This window comes from Nocardioides sp., from assembly GCF_035547795.1.
Taxonomy (GTDB): Bacteria; Actinomycetota; Actinomycetes; order Propionibacteriales; family Nocardioidaceae; genus Nocardioides.
In genome coordinates this window covers 17578-34524 of sequence record NZ_DASZUF010000127.1, presented here as the reverse complement: position 1 = coordinate 34524, position 16947 = coordinate 17578, and the positions used below count along the sequence as shown (strand labels likewise).

Below are 16947 nucleotides of genomic sequence, written 5' to 3'. Positions count from 1 at the left end.
GCGCATGCCACCGGGCGCGCCAGGATCGCTGCCCAGCCAGACCTACGCGGACATCGCCGCCTTCATCCTCAAGGCCAACGGCTCCGCTCCTGGCGCCCCTCCCACCCCGGCGGCGGCGGCGGCGGCCGCGCCGGCGGCGAGGTCGTCGAGCGTCAGGTCGCCGTACGACGAGGTCATGAGTTCTCCTTGGGGGTGTCCACGATCAGGGCGGCGAGCCGCTGGCCGCGCGCACCCGGGGTGGCGTGCGCGAAGGTGGTGCCGTCGAGAGTGACGTCGAGGGGCGCCGAGGCGGGGTGCGCCAGCCGGAGGACGTCGCCGACGTTCAGCTTGCTGAGGTCGACCGGGCCCAGTCGGGTGGGCCGGAACCGCACCGAGACCTGGACCGGCACGTGTGTCATCTGCTGGCGCAGCAGGTCCGCGGCGTGCACCCGGGAGGCGCGCTCGCGGTCGGAGACCGGGCCGGGGTTGGCGGCGCTGGTCAGATGCGGCAGCAGCCCGCTGAACGGCAGGCAGACGGTCATCCGGTGGCCGCGCTCGCCGATGCGCAGCTCGAACTCCACGACCACCATCACGTCGGCGGTCGCGGCGACCTGGGCGAACTGCGGGCTGTACTCGGTCGCTGTCACGGTCGGCTCCAGCGGCAGCACCGAGGCCAGTGAGTAGCGCATCTCGCCGAGCAGGCGTTCCACGAAGCCCTTGACCACGCCCGCCTCGATCTCGGTGAGGGCGCGGTCGGGCTGGTCGTCGCTGCCCGGGCCGCCGAGCATGTGGTCGACGCAGGACATGATCGCGAAGATCGGCATCTCCAGCACGCCCAGGCCCGGCATCGGGTCGGCGCTGAACAGCGTCATGTAGGTCTGGTTGCCCAGGCTCTCGACGTACTCGTTGTAGGTGCGCTGCTCGATGGTCTGCAGGGTCACCTGGCAGACCGTGCGCAGCGACGAGGTGAAGACCGTCGTGGCCTGCCGGGCGAACCCGTCGAAGCCCAGCATCAGGATCCGCTGATGCTCGCGAGAGAGCTGGATCGGCCGACGGAAGTCGTAGGGAACAGGCTCCGTGGACCGGGTACGGCGACGTCCGCGGGCGCCCGTGTGCCCGGACCGGGGGCTCGTCGACGGCGGGGGAGCGATCGTCACGCCTCCCCGGATCGGCGTGCCGGGACGGCATCTGAGCGGAACGACCCGGACCGACCGGGCAGTCTGCCTAGCCCGAACGGGCCAGGGGTGGTGGGGGTAGCGGCGCTACTGCGTGACGAACTCGGTGAAGTAGAGCCCCATCACGTCGCCGTGGTAGAGCGTGGTCAGCTGGCTGGCCAGCTTCGCCTTGAGGCTGTTGCGGGTCTGTCCGGTGTTGATGTCCGCGAGCGCCTGGCCGCTGAACAGGTTGATCGCCGCATCGAGCGCCTTGCTGCCGTCGATCTCCGAGACGCCCTTGCGCAGCTGCAGCGCCATCCCCAGCCGCAGGTAGTGGCCGCCGGAGAGGTTGATCTGGATGGAGTCCAGCGCATCCACCGGGCCCGGCTGCGGCGGCCCCGCCTTGGACGGCTTGAGCACGAAGTAGGCACCCCCGCCGAGCAGGAGGACGACGAGGAGGACGGCGATGATCACCTTGCCGCGCTTGCGCGGGCGCTGGTCCTGGGTGTCGCTGTTGGGCATCGCGGTGACGGTCACGGCTGGCCTCCGGTCTGGGTCTGGTTCTGCTGCTTCTGCAGGTCCTGCTGGACCTGTTGGTAGAGCGCCCGCGTCTCGGCCGGCGCCTGGGAGAGGACGACGATGTCGACGCGCTTGTTGATCTTCTGGGAGCCGGCGATGGAGGGGTCCTCCAACGGCTTGGTGTGGCCGAACCCGGTGGCGCTGAGCCGCCGGTCGGGGATGCCGTCGGTCTCGTTGAGCCGGCGCAGCACGTTGACCGCGCGGGCCGCGGAGAGTTCCCAGTCGGTGGGGTAGTACTTCGGCTTCACCTTGACCTGGTTGGTGTGGCCGTCGACCTCGATCGGCTCCTTGATGGTGCGCAGCACCGGCGCGATCGTGTCGACGATCCGCTGCCCACGGGCGGTCAGGTCGGCGACGTTGGCGCGGAAGACGACGTGCCGCGAGACCAGCGAGACCACCAGGCCGCGCTCGTCGATGGCAGCCTGGACGTCGTCCTGCAGCCCCTGCTTGGCGAGCGCCTGCTGCATCTTGTGCCACAGCGCGAGCAGGGACTTGACCTGCGCCTGGGCGTCGGCGTACGTCCGCTCGTTGGCCTGCTGCTGCGCCTGGGCGACGGCGCTCTTGATCTTCGCCGCCTCACTGGCCGGCATGTTGGTGATCAGGCTGTTGTCCATGACGTCGGAGCCGCTGGAGACCGGACCCTGATCGTCGAGCATGGGGCTCTCGCCGGAGAGGATCTGGCTGGCCCGGCCGAAGCCGTTGGCCAAGCCCTCCTTGAGCTGCTCGTACTTGTTGGCGTCGACGTGCGACATCGAGAACATCACGATGAAGAGCACCATCAGCAGGGTCACCATGTCGGCGTAGGTGACCAGCCAGCGCTCCATGCCGCCTCCGTGCTCCTCCGGCTCCTCCTCGCGGGTACGGCGCCGGCGTACCGGCTCCGGGCGACGGGCCGTCTTGGGAGGCATCTCAGGCCGCCTCGGTGACCTGCTGGTCGGCCGGCAGGAGGGAGCGGAGCTTCTCGGCGACCAGGCGCGGGTTGGCGCCGGACTGGATCGCGGAGACGCCCTCGATGGCCAGCTCCATCCGGGCGGCCTCGAGCTGGCCGATCCGGCGCAGCCGGTTGCCGAGCGGGAGCCACAGCACGTTGGCCGACATGACGCCCCACAACGTGGCGACGAAGGAGCTGGCGATGAGCGGGCCGAGCTTCTCCGGCGTGGAGAGGTTCTCCAGCACGTGCACCAGGCCCATGACGGTGCCGATGATGCCGATCGTGGGCGCATAGCCGCCGGCGTCGGTGAAGAACTTCGCGGCGTGCTTGTCCTCGGACTTCTTGGCCATCAGCTCGGCCTCGAGGATGTCGCGCAGCTCCTCGGGGTCGGTGCCGTCGATCGCCATCGTGACGCCCTTGACCAGGAACGGGTCGTCGATGTCGCGCAGCGAGTCCTCCAGCGCCAGCAGCCCTTCGCGGCGGGCCTTCTCGGCCAGTGTGATGACGGCCGGGACCAGGTCCCCGGCCGGCTGCACCTTGCCCGAGAAGGCCCGCCGCAGCGAGCCGACGGCGTTCTTGGCGTCGGACATGGTGCCGCCCGCGATGGTCACCAGGACCGTGGTGGCGAGGACCAGCAGGATCGGCGGCAGCAGCAGGAGGCTGGTGGGGTGGCCGCCCTCCATGATGTTGGCGACGACGATCACCACGAAGCCGAGGACGATCCCGATCGGGGTGGCAGCATCCATCAGGCGTCACCGCTTCCGCGCCGCGGGTTGGGCGTGCCGAGCTCGGTGACCGGCGCCAGGTGCGGCTCCTTGTGCTCCGGGTCGTCGGTCTTGCGGTGCAGGTAGGGGTGGACGGCGTCCAGCAGCGACCCGAGGGCGACGATCTCGCCCCGGAACGCCACCACCGCGTCGAGGACCTGGGTCATCGTCTCGGCCACGACGTACTTCTTGCCGTCGACGAGGGTGATGATCGTGTCGGGCGCACTGTCGACGCGCTCGATCAGGTCGGCGTTCAGCAGGAACACCGAGCCCGAGAGGCGGGTGAGCGTGATCATCTGGTCGCACCGTCCTTGTGCGGTTCGCGTGGTTATGCGGCCAGCCGTCCGTGGCCGGTCATGTTCTTAGTTCGGCGCGTTGGGGGCTGACCTGAGCACTGCGGTCGAACAGTGCGGTGGGCTGCGGGAAACTGGCTCGTGGGGTGGGCTGCCGCGAACAACTGGCTAGCGGGGCGGGCGCCTCGCAGAAAACTGGCTAGTGGGCGTGGCCCGTCACCCGCCCGCGCCGCCGTTTGCTAGCCAGTTGTTCTCTAGCCGGTCGCTCTTGCTAGCCAGTTGTTCTGCTAGCCAGTTGTTCTGCTAGCCAGTTGTTCCCGCCGGGGCCGCCCGCCGGGGCCGCCCGCCGGGGCCGCCCGACGCCCGCCGCGCCCGCGGAGTCAGCCGAGGAGGCGCCGGTTGCCCACCCCGACGAACAGACACGGCGGGCCGCCCCCGGAGGAGCGGCCCGCCGTCGTACGCCGGAGCGTCAGCGCTTCATGTTGACCAGGTCGTCGAGGACCTGGTCGGAGGTGGTGATCACCTTCGAGGAGGCCTCGAAGCCGCGCTGGGCGAGGATCAGGTTGGTGAACTCCGAGGCGAGGTCGACGTTCGACATCTCCAGCGAGCCGACGGTCAGCGAGCCGCGGGTGCCCTGGCCGGCGACGCTGGTGGTCACGGGGCCGGAGTTGACCGATGCCTGGTACTCGGTGTCGCCGACCTTCTCCAGGCCCTGCGGGTTGACGCAGGTGGCGATGGCGACCTGGCCGATCTCCTGGCGGGTGCCGTCGGCGTAGGTGCCGGTGATCATGCCGTCGCTGCCGATCTCATAGGAGGTGATCGGATTGGTGGCGGTGGCGTAGCCGTTGGTGTTCTGGTTGAGCCGCACCAGGCTGCCGGTCGGGTCGCCGTTGGCGTCGACCGGGACGGTCGGCGGGGTGCCGGTGGCGGCGTACCCCATCACGAACTTGCCGTCGGGCGCGACCAGGTTGCCGTCCTCGTCCCAGTGGAACGCGCCGGCGCGGGTGTAGGTGTTGGTGTTGCCGGACTGCACCACGAAGAAGCCGTCGCCGTTGATCATCATGTCGGTCGGGCTGCCGGTGGTCTCGTTGGAGCCCTGGGTGAAGTTGGCGGTGACCGAGGCCAGCTGCACACCCAGGCCGATCTGGATCGGGTTGGTGCCGCCCTGGTTGGTGCTCGGCGCGGCGGCCGCGGTCAGCATCTGGCTCAGCGTGTCGGAGAAGACGGTCGTCGAACTCTTGAAGCCGATCGTGTTGGCGTTGGCGATGTTGTTGCCGGTCACGTCGAGCATGGTCTGGTTGACCCGCAGGCCGCTGATGCCGGCGAAGAGGGAGCGGAGCATCGCGTTGTCCTTTTCTTGTGGGGTTCTGGTGAGTGGGGATCAGGCGGAGGTGCTCGGGTTCGCCACGCTGACGACCGAGGTGAGGGGGACCTGCTGGCTGCCGACCGTCAGGGTCGGGCCAGAGGACGTGAACGTCGCGGCGGAGACGGCGCCGCTGCTGGTGGAGCCGTCGGAGTTGGTCCACGACACCTGCTTGCCGATCAGGGCGCTCGCCCCGAACGCCATCTGGGCCGACATCAGCATCGCGGTCTGGTCCTGGATCTGCTGGACCGCCTGCAGCTGGGTGAACATCGCCTGTTGGGTGAGGAACGACGTGGAGTCGGTCGGGTTCATCGGGTCCTGGTACTTCAGCTGCGCGACCATCAGCTGCATGAACGTGTTCGCGTCGTCTTGGGTGCCGGAGATGTCCGCGCTGGCGCCGGCGGCCGAGGACAGCAGCCCGAGCTGACTGGTGGCGGCGCTGGCATCAGCGCCGACGGGGGTGACGGTCATGTCGTTCTCCTCAGATGAGCTGGTCGACGCCGGAGGTGGCAGGACGGACGGGGACGGATCGGCTGTCGTCGGCGGCGGTCGTCGGTCCGTCGTACGACGGACGTCCGCCGCCGGCCGCGGTCTGGGCCTGCGACTGCGACGGCGCCGAGTCGTGGCGGCCGCCGTGGCCGGAGGTGTCGGTGGCGGTGCCCTGACCCCAGTGCTGGCCAGGCTGGCCGGGCTGCTGGCCGGTCTGGCCGCTGCCCTGAGGCTGGGCCGAGCCCGGGGCCAGGTCGCCGAACGTCACGTGGGCGTCGCCGCCGGTGGCCTCGAGCAGCCTGCGCAGCTCCGGAGCGCCGTGCTCGAGCGCGGTGCGGGCCATGCCGTTGGCCGGGTCGGTGGCCACGGTGACGCGGACGTTGCCGGCGCGCACCACCACCGTCACCTTGACCTCGCCGAGCTGCTCGGGGTGGAGCGTGATGGCCAGCCGGTGGGTGCCCTGGGTGCCGGCCACCCGGGTGATCTGCGGGAAGACCTGCTGCAGCACCGCGGTGGTCTGGGCCTGGCTCGGCGCCGGGGTAGCGGCGACGGCCGTCGGCGCGACGGTCTCCGGGACGCCGAGGGCGTCAGCGGTGGTGGTCGTGGTCGCAGGGGTGGTCGCCGCGGCCGGGTCGAGTCGCGGCGCGGGCTTCGTGCCGCTGTGCTCCTCGGTGCCGCCACCGCCGTTGTCGCCGGTCCGGGCGTCGGTCGCCTGGGCCGCGATCGCGGCCGCGCCGTCGGTCGGCTGGGGCATGGCGCGCGCCGGCGTGGTGCCGTCGGCGGTCGTCGTGCGTGCGGTGCTCGGCCGGGCCTGGGGCGGCGTGGCGGTGGCCGTTCCGTCCGAGGCGGTCGGCTGGGCGGCGGCGGAGGAGGCCGGGGCCACCGCGGGACCGTCGGCAGCGGGGAGCACCGTCGCCTGCGGGGTTGCGGTCGCCTGGCCGGTCACCGGCTCCGAGGTGGCGCCCGGGGTGGCGCCCGGGGTCGCGGCCCGGCCAGCGGCGCCGGCGGTCCCGGCGACCGCGGCGGATCCGCCGGCCACGGTGGTCGCTGTCGTCACGGTGGTCGTGCCGAGGGCCGCGGTCGTGCCGGTGGTGGGCGTCGCGGTGGTGAGCAGCTGGCCGAGTGGGCCCGCCGTACCGACCGCGGCGGCGAGCTCGGCGAGGAAGCCGAGTGCGGTGTCGGTGCCGGTGGCGCCGTCGGCACCGGCGCTGCTGCCGTGCTGGCGGCTCGGCGTGGTGGGCGTGAAGGGCGCGATGGTCACGATGCCTCCATCAGGGAGAGGACGTTGCGCACGTAGTGCTGCGTCTCCGGGTACGGCGGCACCCCGCCGTACTTGAGGACGGCACCCGGGCCGGCGTTGTAGGCCGCGACGGCGAGCGTGGTGTTGCCGCCGAAGCGCTGCAGCAGGCTGGCGAGGTAGTCGGCGCCGCCGTTGATCGACTGGGTGGCGTCCAGGGGGTCGGTCACGCCGAGGCCCTTCGCGGTGGCCGGCATGAGCTGCATGATCCCCTCGGCGCCGGCCTTGCTGACCGCGCCGGCGTTGAAGCCGGACTCCTGCTGGGCCACCGCCGCGATCAGCGACGCGGGCACGCCGGTGCGGGCCGCGGCGGCATCGATGACCGAGGCGTACGGCGTGGTGTCGCTGACGCTCGTCGAGCCGCCGGCGCCGGTCGCGACCCGGCCCGTGACGCCCGAGCTGCCCGAGACTCCCGTGACTCCGGAGCTCGGGTCGGCCGAGGAGCCCAGCACTCGGCGGATCGCGGAGACCGGCTCGCCGAAGTCGGCGACCGGGATCTCCTTCACGCTCTGCCCGGTGTGCGGGGCCTCGATCATCATCCCGTTGCCCTCGTAGATGGCCACGTGGTGGATGGGGGACCCGAAGAAGAGCAGGTCGCCCGGCTGGGCGTCGGCGAGGCTGCTCACCGCGGTGCCGACGTTCGCCTGATCGCGCGAGACGCGGGGCAGGGAGATGCCCAGGTCGCCGTACACCTGCTGGGTCAGCCCCGAGCAGTCCAGTCCGGTGCTGGGGTCGGTGCCGCCCCAGCGGTAGGGGACGCCGAGGTAGCGGCGGGCGTCGGCGACCACGTCGCTCCCGCTCAGGCTCGAGCCGGAATAGCCCGGCGGCGGGGCCAGTGTGCTGCCGTCGCTCGCGGTGGCGCCGGTGGTGGCGGTGCGCATCGCGGCGGCGAAGTCGGTGCCGCTGGTGCTGTCCGTGCTGCCGTCGGTGCTGCTGGTGGCGGGCGCGAGCGCGGCCAGCTGCGACTGGATCTGCTGGATCCGGGCGCTGATGTCGGCGATGGAGGTGGTCATGAGACGTTCCCCCGGGTGCGGGACCAGCGCTGGGCGGCGATGTCGTCGTTCTCCTTGGCCTCGGCGCGGGCGGCCTCCGCGCGGCGGCGCGCGGCCCGGCGGGCGAGCAGCTTCTCGACCGCGCTGAGCTGGGCCTTGTCGTGCTCCCAGCGGGCCCGGGCGGCGTCGACGATGACCTCGCCGTGCTCGACCTCGGTACGCGCGTCGCGGACCTCGTCGCCGAGGAAGCCGAGGGCGAGCCGCAGGCCGAGTACGTCGGCGGGCGAGCCCTCCAGATGGGCGGGCGCCTCCGCCAGCCGGCGGGAGAGCTCCAGCAGGCGCTCCTGGCGGGAGCGCTGGTCGGCCACGGCGAGCTGCAGACCCTCGCGGCTGTCCTGCTCGCGCACGCCGCGGACGCGCGCGACGGCGCGCAGGCCACGGTCGGCCGCGGAACGGGGAGCACTCAAGGCACAGACTCCTGCTGGTCACCGTGCCGATCCGTCGGCTGGGGGAGTGAGCGCTCCTTGCTCGCGGGCCCCATCGGCCGCGCGGGGGCGGACCTGAGGCCCGCGAGCAGGGTTTTCTCGGCTAGGCCTCGAGCGGCACCGGTACGGCGTCGGCCGGCTCCGGCTCACGGCGCAGGTTGGCCAGCACCTCGGGCTGGAGCACCGTGGCCAGCTGCTCGGCGTCCATCAGCCCGTGCTCGAGCACCAGCTCGGCGACGCCTCGACCAGACAGCAGCGCCTCACGGGCGATCTCGGTGGCGGCGCGGTAGCCGATGTAGGGGTTGAGCGCGGTGACCAGGCCGATGGAGTCCTCGACGGTGCGCCGCAGCAGCTCGCGGTTGGCGGTGATGCCGTCCACGCACTTCTCGGCCAGCACGATCATCGCCTGGCGCATCCGCCACAGGCTCGCCGAGAGCGAGTAGCCGATGACCGGCTCGAACGCGTTGAGCTGCAGTTGGCCCGCCTCGGCCGCCATCGTGACGGTGACGTCGAAGCCGATCACCTCGAAGGCGACCTGGTTGACCACCTCGGGGATCACCGGGTTGACCTTGCCGGGCATGATGCTCGACCCCGCCTGCCGGGCGGGCAGGTTGATCTCGCCCAGCCCCGCGCGCGGGCCCGAGGAGAGCAGCCGCAGGTCGTTGCAGACCTTGCTGGTCTTGACCGCGATCCGCTTCAGCACGCCGGAGAGGTGCACGAACGCGCCGCAGTCCTGGGTCGCCTCGACCAGGTCCGCGGCCGTCACCAGCGGCAGCTCGGTGATCCGGGCCAGATGCTGCCGAGCCGCCTCGACGTACCCGCTGGGGGCGTTGAGCTGGGTGCCGATCGCGGTGGCGCCGAGGTTGATCTCGTAGAGCATCGCCACCGCCTCGGCCAGCCGGGCACGGTCCTCGCCGAGCATGACGGCATAGGCGTTGAACTCCTGGCCCAGCGTCATCGGCACGGCGTCCTGCAACTGGGTGCGACCCATCTTCAGCACGTCGTGGAACTCCGCCGCCTTGCGGCGGAAGCTCTCCTCCAGCTGCTCCATCGCCTCCAGCAGGGCGTAGGTCGCCTTGACGATCGCGATCTTCACCGCGGTCGGGTAGACGTCGTTGGTGGACTGGCTCAGGTTGACGTGCTCGTTGGGGTGCAGCACGTCGTAGGCGCCCTTCGGGTGCCCGAGCAGTTCCAGGGCGCGGTTGGCGATCACCTCGTTGGCGTTCATGTTCGTCGAGGTGCCGGCGCCGCCCTGGATCACGTCCACGACGAACTGCGAGGCCAGCGAGCCGGCGCGGATCTCCTCGCAGGCGCGCCGGATGGCCTCGAACCGCTCGTCGTCGAGCAGGCCCAGGTCGTGGTTGGCGTGCGCGGCGGCCTCCTTGACCGCGGCCAGCGCCTCGACCAGATAGGGGCTGGAGCTGATCGGGATGCCGGTGATCGGGAAGTTCTCCAGGGCACGCAGGGTGTGCACGCCCCAGTAGACGTTCGCGGGAACCTCACGGTCGCCGAGCAGGTCGTGCTCGACGCGGAAGTCGACGGTGGTGCCGGGCTCGGTCACGGGTCAGCTCCAGTCCACGCTCAGGTACTGGGTCTCGCAGAAGGCCAGCAGCCCCTCCCGGGCGCCCTCGCGGCCCAGGCCGCTCTGCTTGACGCCACCGAACGGTGCGGCCGGGTCGGAGACCAGGCCGCGGTTGACGCCGACCATGCCGGCGTCGAACCGCTCGGCAAGGTCGATCGCCCGCTTGAGGTCGCGGGAGAAGACGTACGCCGCCAGGCCGTACTCGCTGCCGTTGACCCGGGCGAGCAGCTCCTCGTCGTCGTTCCAGACGACCACCGGCGCGATCGGGGCGAACAGCTCGTCGGCGACCACGTCCGCGTCGGCCGCCACGTCGGTGAGCAGGGTTGGCGCGAGGAAGTGGCCGGGCAGGTCCGGCAGCTGCGCCTGGGCGGCCACCCGGGCGCCTTCGGCCACCGCGGCCTCGAGGGTCGCCTGCGTCCGCTTGAGCGCATTCGCGCTGATCAGCGGTCCGATCTCGGCGCCCGCCAGGGCGTGCCCCACGGTCAGCGCCTCGATGGCGGCGCCGAGCCGGGCGGAGAACTCCTCGGCCACCGCGGCGTGGACGTAGAGCCGGTTGGCGGCGGTGCACGCCTGTCCGCCGTTGCGGAACTTGGCGATCATCGCACCGGCGACCGCGGCGTCGAGGTCGGCGTCGTCGGCGACCACGAACGGGGCGTTGCCGCCCAGCTCCATCGACGCGTTGACGACCCGCTCGGCGGCCTGGTGGAGCAGCTGGCGACCGACGCCGGTGGAGCCGGTGAAGGACACCTTGCGGACCCGCTCGTCCTCCAGCCACGCGCCGACCACGCCGGGGGCGTCGGTGCTGGTGACGATCTGGAGCGCGCCCTCCGGCAGGCCGGCCTCGACCAACAGCTCACCGACGGCGAGCGCTGTCAGCGGGGTCTCCGCGGCCGGCTTGAGCACCGCCGTGCAGCCGGCCGCCAGGGCCGGGCCGATCTTGCGGGTGGCCATCGCGGCCGGGAAGTTCCACGGCGTCACCAGCGCGGCCACGCCGACCGGGCGGTGCCGCACGATGGTGCGGGTGCCGCCGGCGGGGGACTCGCCGTAGTCGCCGCCGGGACGGACGGCCTCCTCGCTGAACCAGCGGAAGAACTCCGCGGCGTAGGTGACCTCGGCATGGGCGTCGGCGAGCGACTTGCCGTTCTCCCGGGCGATCAGGGTGGCGAGCCGATCCTTGTCGCGCAGCATCAGCTCGAACGCCGTGCGCAGCACCTCGGAGCGGCGGCGCGGTGCCGTCGCGGCCCAGTCGCCGAACGCGGCGTGGGCGGCGTCGACGGCGGCGTGCGCGGCCGCCACGTCCTGGTCGGGGACCTCGGCGACGACCTCGAGGGTCGCCGGGTCCTCGACGACGAAGGTCTTGCTCATGCCACCTCCCCCAGGATCTGCTCGAGAACGTCGAAGGCCTCGTTCAGCAGCTCGTCGCTGATCGTCAGCGGCGGCAGGAACCGGAAGACGTTGCCGTAGGTCCCGCAGGTCAGCACGATCACACCGGCCCGGTGCGCCGCGGCGGCGACGGACTTGGCAAGGTCGGCGTCGGGCTCGGTGGTGCCGGGCTTGCACAGCTCGACGGCGACCATCGCGCCGCGGCCGCGGATGTCCGCCAGTGCCGGGTGCTGCGCCTGCAGCTTCGCCAGCCGGCCCTTGATGATCTGCTCGATCTCGGCCGCGCGGGCGTTGAGGTCGTGCTCCTTCATCTCCGAGATGGAACCGAGCGCGGCGGCGGCGGCGACCGGGTTGCCGCCGTACGTGCCGCCCAGGCCGCCGCCGTGGACGGAGTCCATGATCTCGGCGCGGCCGGTCACCGCGGCCAGCGGCAGGCCGCCGGCGATGCCCTTGGCGGTGGTGACCAGGTCGGGGACCACGCCCTCGTGGTCGACCGCGAACCAGTCGCCGGTGCGGCAGAAGCCGGCCTGGATCTCGTCGGCGACGAAGACCACGCCGTTCTCGCGACACCAGGCGGCGATGGCCGGCAGGAAGCCGTCCGCGGGAACGATGAAGCCGCCCTCGCCCTGGATCGGCTCGATCACCACGCAGGCGACCTGGTCGGCGCCGACCTGCTTCTCGATCACGTCGACCGCCCTGGCCGCGGCCTCCGTGCCGGAGAGGCCGCCGTCGCGGAACGGGTAGGACATCGGGGCGCGGTAGACCTCGCCGGCGAACGGGCCGAAGCCGTGCTTGTAGGGCATCTGCTTGGCCGTCATCGCCATGGTGAGGTTGGTGCGACCGTGGTAGGCGTGGTCGAAGACGACCACGGCGTCGCGCTTGGTGTGGGCGCGGGCGATCTTGACGGCGTTCTCGACCGCCTCGGCGCCGGAGTTGAACAGCGCCGACTTCTTGGCGTGGTCGCCCGGGGTGAGTTCGGCCAGCAGCTCGCAGACCTCCACGTAGGCGTCGTACGGCGTGACCATGAAGCAGGTGTGGGTGAACGCCTCCAGCTGCGCCTTCGCCCGGTCGACGACGGCGGGAGCCGAGCTGCCGACGGTGGTGACGGCGATGCCGGAGCCGAGGTCGATCAGGTGGTTGCCGTCGACGTCGACGACGATGCCGCCGGCGGCGCGCTCGGCGAAGACGGACATGGTGGTGCCGACGCCGGTGGCGACGGCGGCCTGCTTGCGCGCCATCAGCTCGGTGGAGCGGGGGCCGGGCAGGTCGGTGATGAGGCGGCGCTCCTGGGCCACCCCGTTCACGGTGCGAGTGTCGGTAGACGTGGATGACGTGGTCATAGGGCCAGTCTCGGAGGGCGCCTCTATGCTGTCCAATACTTGTTTCGGTCAATTTCCATGCCGAGGAGGCATGATGCAACTGCGCCACCTGCACTACTTCGCGGCGGTCGCCGACGCCGGCAGTGTCAGCGCCGCCGCCGAGCGGGTGCATGTCACCCAGCCGGCGCTGTCGCGGCAGCTGCGACAGCTGGAGGACGACCTCGGGGTGACGCTGTTCGAGCGGGGTGCCGGTCGGCTGACGCTGAGCCGCACCGGCCGCGAGCTGCTACCCGCCGTACGGCGCCTGCTGGCCGACGCCGCCGCGTTGGAGAACGCCGCCGCCTACCATGCCCGCGGCGGCATCGAGCGGCTGCGGGTGGCGGCGCCGACGGTCACGCTGACCGACGTGGTCTCGCCGTTCGTGGCCACGATGGCGCCCGACGAGCCGGTGGTCGACGTGGTCGCCGGCGACGGGATGAGCACCACCGCCATGCTCGCCGCCGGCGCCGACCTGGCGATCGGCACCGACCGGCCGCGGCGGCCACACCGGTGGCTGCCGCTGGCGGTGCTGCCGGTGTGGGCCTACGTCCGGCCCGACGACCCGTGGGCGGTCCGTAGCCGGGCGGCGCTGCACGAGCTGGTCCACCGGCCCCTGGTCGGGCTGTCCTCGGCGTTCACCGCCCGGCAGTCGCTGGACGCCGCGCTCAGCTCCGCGGGCCTGGCGGTGGAGACCTTCACCGAGGCCGCCAACGGCACCGTCGCCCAGGCCCTGGCTGCCTCGGGCCGCGGGGTGGCGGTGGTCTCCGACGATGCGCGCTACGGCCTGGTGCCACTCGCCATCGGGCTGCCCGACGGCCGCGACCTGAGCGTGCGCCTGCTGGCGGCGTGGGACGGTCGGGCGGTCTCGGCGGCCTCGGTGCAGGCCATCGCCGTACGACTGAGCGAGTGGGCCACCGGTCACTACGGCGTCCCGCGGGAGTAGGCCCCCGACGACAAAGTGTCACGGTGACAGTTCCAAACTGTCACCGTGACACTTTGCGTCTCGAGTGACATTTCCGATGTGTCACTCCGGCCGCGAAGTGTCACCGTGACACTTTGCGACCGCGGGGGTCAGCTGACCAGATCGGCGACCGCGTCGGCGTTCTCCTCGTTGCTGCGCAGCTTGCCGAAGAGCGCGCCGGCGACCAGCACGATGATCGGCAGCAGCACCAGGACCCAGCCCAGCGTGGAGAGGCCGAAGGTCTGGCTGGTCGGGTCGACGCCCTTGGCGACGGTGCCGGCGAGCAGGCCGAAGCGCGCCATCACCAGGTAGTAGGCCAGCACCAGGCCGAGGATGGCCAGGACCGGCGCCAGGATCGTCTTCCACCAGTGCGACTCCCGCCGGAAGAACACGATCACCGAGACCGAGACCAGCGCCTCGACCAACAGGATGGCCAGCACGGCCAGCGCGCTGAACCAGCTGAACATCGTGGCCACCGGGTCCTTGTGGGCCGCGGCGAAGACGATGATCACGGCGCCGGCGATGATCGAGGTGGCGACGGCGCCGTAGATCGGCGCGCCGTGCTTGTTCACCCGGTCCAGGGCACGCGGCAGCACCCGGGCCCGGCCGAGCGAGAAGAAGTAGCGCGCGGCGCTGTTCTGGAACGCCAGCAGACCGGCGAAGAGGGAGCTGAGCACCAGCCAGCTCATCAGGGTCGCCATCCAGCCGCCGACGAAGTCACGCGCCACCGAGTAGACGACCTGCTCGGGGCTGCCCAGGTCGCCGGAGATCTTCATGACGTTGCCGACCACGTGCTCGCTGCCGACGCCGCTGACGATCGCCCACGAGGTGATCGCGAACAGCACGGCGATCAGGCTGACGGCGGTGTAGGTGGCGATCGGGACGGCGCGCTTGGGGTTCTTGGTCTCCTCGGCGTAGATGGCAGTCGCCTCGAAGCCGATGTAGGACGCGAACGCGAACGCCAGCGCGATGCCGGCACCGCCGTTGAGGCCGCCGGCGAAGATGTGGTTCGGCGCGAACGAGGCGCCGAAGTGCAGGCCGTCGGGGCCGCCGCCCTTGACGATGACGACCACGGCGGTGGTCAGCAGGGAGAGGATCTCGGTGCCCATCAGTACGCCGAGGACCTTGGCGCCGATGTCGACCTGCAGGATCGAGAGCACGGTGACGACCGCCCAGGCGATCAGGCACCAGGCCCACCAGGACAGGTTGATGCCGAGCTTGTCGTCCATCTGCGCGGCGCAGACGGCGCCGAAGAAGCCGTAGATGGCCAGCTGCACGGCCAGGTAGGCGAGCAACGAGACGAATGCCGAGGCGACGCCGGGCACGGCGCCCAGGCCCCGGCCGACGAAGGCGAAGAACGCGCCGGTGTTGCTGACCCGGTGGCTCATCGTCGAGTAGCCGACGCTGAAGAGCAGCAGCACGATGCCGGCGACGAGGTAGGCGCCCGGTGCGGCGGCGCCGTTGCCGAGGCCGATGGCGATCGGCACCGCGCCGGTCATGCCGACCAGCGGTGCGGCGGCGGCCACGACGAAGAAGACGATGCCGGCGATGCCGAGCTTGTTGGCAGCCAGGCTCTCGCCGGCCGACTCGGGCACGTCGGCGGCCGACTCGATCTGAACGGTCATGGGGATTCCTCCTGGGTCGGCGAGCGGCGGGCCCGAGTGCGACGCCGCACCGATCACATGTGGCTGTGATGTAGGGCACGCACAGTAGTTCGGACCCAAACGACCTGTCGAGGGTTTCGCCCGAAAATGTTCGCGGCCGAACGACTCCCTTGACCCCCGGCCTCCCCGCGAATACGTTTGGGTCCAAACGATTGTGGAGGCTCCCGCCTGCCCTACGCCGCTTGATGGAGGATCGATGAATCAGCATGTCGCGACGGTCGAGGGCGTCGAGGTCGACACCCGGCACTGGATCGGGGGAGAGCGGGTCGCCTCCGCGTCGACGTTCGACGACATCTCGCCGATCGACGAGACCGTGATCGCGCAGGTGCACGCCGGTGGTGCCGCCGAGGTCGACCGGGCGGTCGCCGCGGCGCGGGCGGCGTTCCCGGCCTGGGCCGCGCTGCCGGTGAGCGAGCGCGGTGCGATCCTGCGCCGCGTCGCCGAGGGCATCGAGGCGCGCGTGGAGGACCTCTCGCGGGTCGAGACCCGCGACAACGGCTCGCTCATCCGCAGCCACCGTCGCGGCGTCATGCCGCGCGTGGCGATGAACTTCCGGGCCTTCGCCGACTTCGCCGAGCACAAGCTGGGTCATCCCGACATGGAGGTGCCCGGGCGTGGCCACCGCGAGCGGATCACCTACGACCCCGCCGGCGTGGTCGCGATCATCACGCCCTGGAACGCGCCGCTGATGCTGGCGACCTGGCGGATCGGCCCGGCCCTGGCCGCCGGCAACACGGTCGTCGTCAAGCCGCCGGAGTGGGCTCCGCTGACCGCGAGCCTGCTGGCCGACATCATGGCCGAGGCCGGCGTACCGGCGGGGGTCTTCAACGTCGTGCAGGGCACCGGGCTCGACGCCGGCGCGCCGCTGACCGCCCACCCCGGCATCAATCGGCTCGCCTTCACCGGCTCGGTCCCGACCGCCGGCGTCATCGCCCAGGCGGCAGCCCGCAACATCGTCCCGCTCTCCTTCGAGCTCGGTGGCAAGTCGCCGCTCGTGGTGCTCGAGGACGCCGACCTCGACCTGGCCGTCGAGTTGGCCGTCGAGCAGTTCGACAACGCCGGCCAGGTCTGCCTCAAGGCGGCCCGGATGCTGGTCCACTCCTCGCTCGTCGACGAGTTCACCCAGCGCGTCGTCGCCGGGGCCGAGAAGCTGGTCCAGGGCGACCCGCGCGACGAGGCCACCGACGTCTCCGCGCTCATCTCCCGGCGCCACTTCGAGCAGATCAGCGGCTTCGTCGAGCGTGCCATCGCCGATGGCGCCACGGTGCTGCTCGGCGGCGGCCCCAACGACGACCTGGGTGGCCTCTACTTCCGCCCGACGATCCTGACCGGGGCCGCGCCGGACGCCGAGATCATGACCGAGGAGGTCTTCGGGCCGGTCATCACCATCGAGTCTTTCGAGACCGAGGCCGAGGCGGTCGCCCGGGCCAACGACACCCGCTTCGGGCTGGCCGCCACGCTGGTCACGGGGAGCAAGGAGACCGCCGAGCGGGTCTCGGCGCAGCTCAACGCCGGCACCGTGTGGGTCAACTGCTTCTTCGTCCGCGACCTCGAGGCGCCCTTCGGCGGCAACGGCAAGTCCGGCATCGGCCGCGAGGGCGGGCTGTGGTCCTTCGATTTCTACACCGACATCAAGAACAGTGTCTTCAGCCCCAGCGGCTGGAAGGAGTGAG

General features: G+C 71.5%; 17 protein-coding genes. 2 read left to right on the top strand and 15 right to left on the bottom strand.

Translation table 11 applies throughout. From position 1 onward, the window contains the following. Positions 1-42: 42 nt before the first annotated feature. The 14 genes from VHA72_RS08890 to gabT all read right to left on the bottom strand — a co-directional run bounded on the left by VHA72_RS08890 (position 43) and on the right by gabT (position 12631). Positions 43-177: a hypothetical protein gene (locus tag VHA72_RS08890; protein ID WP_325574349.1), complete on the bottom strand. Its 135-nt coding sequence runs from the start codon at positions 175-177 to the stop codon at positions 43-45. After that, complete coding sequence (locus tag VHA72_RS08885; RefSeq protein WP_325574347.1) at positions 174-1136, bottom strand: flagellar motor switch protein FliM; 963 nt, start codon at positions 1134-1136, stop codon at positions 174-176. The genes VHA72_RS08890 and VHA72_RS08885 overlap by 4 nt, the downstream gene beginning before the upstream one ends. 105 nt (positions 1137-1241) lie before the next feature. After that, positions 1242-1670 carry a flagellar basal body-associated FliL family protein gene (locus VHA72_RS08880; protein ID WP_325574346.1) on the bottom strand — a complete coding sequence of 143 codons (429 nt, stop codon included), beginning with the start codon at positions 1668-1670 and terminating at the stop codon, positions 1242-1244. Continuing rightward, positions 1667-2620 carry an OmpA/MotB family protein gene (locus tag VHA72_RS08875; RefSeq protein ID WP_325574344.1) on the bottom strand — a complete coding sequence of 318 codons (954 nt, stop codon included), beginning with the start codon at positions 2618-2620 and terminating at the stop codon, positions 1667-1669. The genes VHA72_RS08880 and VHA72_RS08875 overlap by 4 nt, the downstream gene beginning before the upstream one ends. A gap of 1 nt (position 2621) precedes the next feature. Then, positions 2622-3389, bottom strand: coding sequence for a motility protein A (locus VHA72_RS08870; RefSeq protein ID WP_325574342.1), 768 nt, complete (start codon positions 3387-3389; stop codon positions 2622-2624). Beyond that, on the bottom strand, positions 3389-3703 hold the full coding sequence (locus VHA72_RS08865) for a flagellar FlbD family protein (protein ID WP_325574340.1): 315 nt from the start codon (positions 3701-3703) through the stop codon (positions 3389-3391). Before VHA72_RS08865 ends, VHA72_RS08870 begins: the two co-directional genes overlap by 1 nt. Positions 3704-4169: 466 nt before the next feature. Further along, complete coding sequence (locus VHA72_RS08860; protein ID WP_325574338.1) at positions 4170-5042, bottom strand: flagellar hook-basal body complex protein; 873 nt, start codon at positions 5040-5042, stop codon at positions 4170-4172. 39 nt (positions 5043-5081) lie between these two features. Then, positions 5082-5534 (bottom strand): flagellar hook assembly protein FlgD, encoded by a 453-nt coding sequence (locus tag VHA72_RS08855; RefSeq protein WP_325574336.1) that lies wholly within the window; start codon positions 5532-5534, stop codon positions 5082-5084. Positions 5535-5544: 10 nt separating this feature from the next. Continuing rightward, complete coding sequence (locus VHA72_RS08850) at positions 5545-6813, bottom strand: flagellar hook-length control protein FliK (protein ID WP_325574334.1); 1269 nt, start codon at positions 6811-6813, stop codon at positions 5545-5547. Continuing rightward, positions 6810-7862, bottom strand: a complete 1053-nt coding sequence (locus VHA72_RS08845; RefSeq protein WP_325574333.1) for a transglycosylase SLT domain-containing protein — start codon at positions 7860-7862, stop codon at positions 6810-6812. The genes VHA72_RS08850 and VHA72_RS08845 overlap by 4 nt, the downstream gene beginning before the upstream one ends. Continuing rightward, a complete protein-coding gene (locus VHA72_RS08840) occupies positions 7859-8308 on the bottom strand; it encodes a flagellar FliJ family protein (protein WP_325574331.1) in 450 nt (149 codons plus the stop codon). Before VHA72_RS08840 ends, VHA72_RS08845 begins: the two co-directional genes overlap by 4 nt. A 121-nt stretch (positions 8309-8429) precedes the next feature. Further along, positions 8430-9887, bottom strand: a complete 1458-nt coding sequence (aspA, locus tag VHA72_RS08835) for an aspartate ammonia-lyase (protein ID WP_325574329.1) — start codon at positions 9885-9887, stop codon at positions 8430-8432. Between the two features lie 3 nt (positions 9888-9890). Beyond that, positions 9891-11273 (bottom strand): NAD-dependent succinate-semialdehyde dehydrogenase, encoded by a 1383-nt coding sequence (locus VHA72_RS08830; protein WP_325574327.1) that lies wholly within the window; start codon positions 11271-11273, stop codon positions 9891-9893. Next, a complete protein-coding gene (gene gabT, locus VHA72_RS08825; protein WP_325574325.1) occupies positions 11270-12631 on the bottom strand; it encodes a 4-aminobutyrate--2-oxoglutarate transaminase in 1362 nt (453 codons plus the stop codon). The genes VHA72_RS08830 and gabT overlap by 4 nt, the downstream gene beginning before the upstream one ends. 70 nt (positions 12632-12701) lie before the next feature. Here gabT and VHA72_RS08820 point away from each other — a divergent pair, with 70 nt between their 5' ends. Beyond that, on the top strand, positions 12702-13592 hold the full coding sequence (locus VHA72_RS08820) for a LysR family transcriptional regulator (protein WP_325574324.1): 891 nt from the start codon (positions 12702-12704) through the stop codon (positions 13590-13592). 128 nt (positions 13593-13720) lie between these two features. Here the strand turns inward: VHA72_RS08820 and VHA72_RS08815 are convergent, their stop codons facing one another. Then, positions 13721-15235 (bottom strand): APC family permease, encoded by a 1515-nt coding sequence (locus VHA72_RS08815; protein ID WP_325574323.1) that lies wholly within the window; start codon positions 15233-15235, stop codon positions 13721-13723. A gap of 235 nt (positions 15236-15470) precedes the next feature. On the opposite strand from VHA72_RS08815, the gene VHA72_RS08810 reads away from it, so the two are divergent. Then, entirely contained in the window at positions 15471-16946 is a 1476-nt protein-coding gene (locus VHA72_RS08810; protein ID WP_325574321.1) for an aldehyde dehydrogenase, read from the top strand. Position 16947 lies beyond the last annotated feature (1 nt).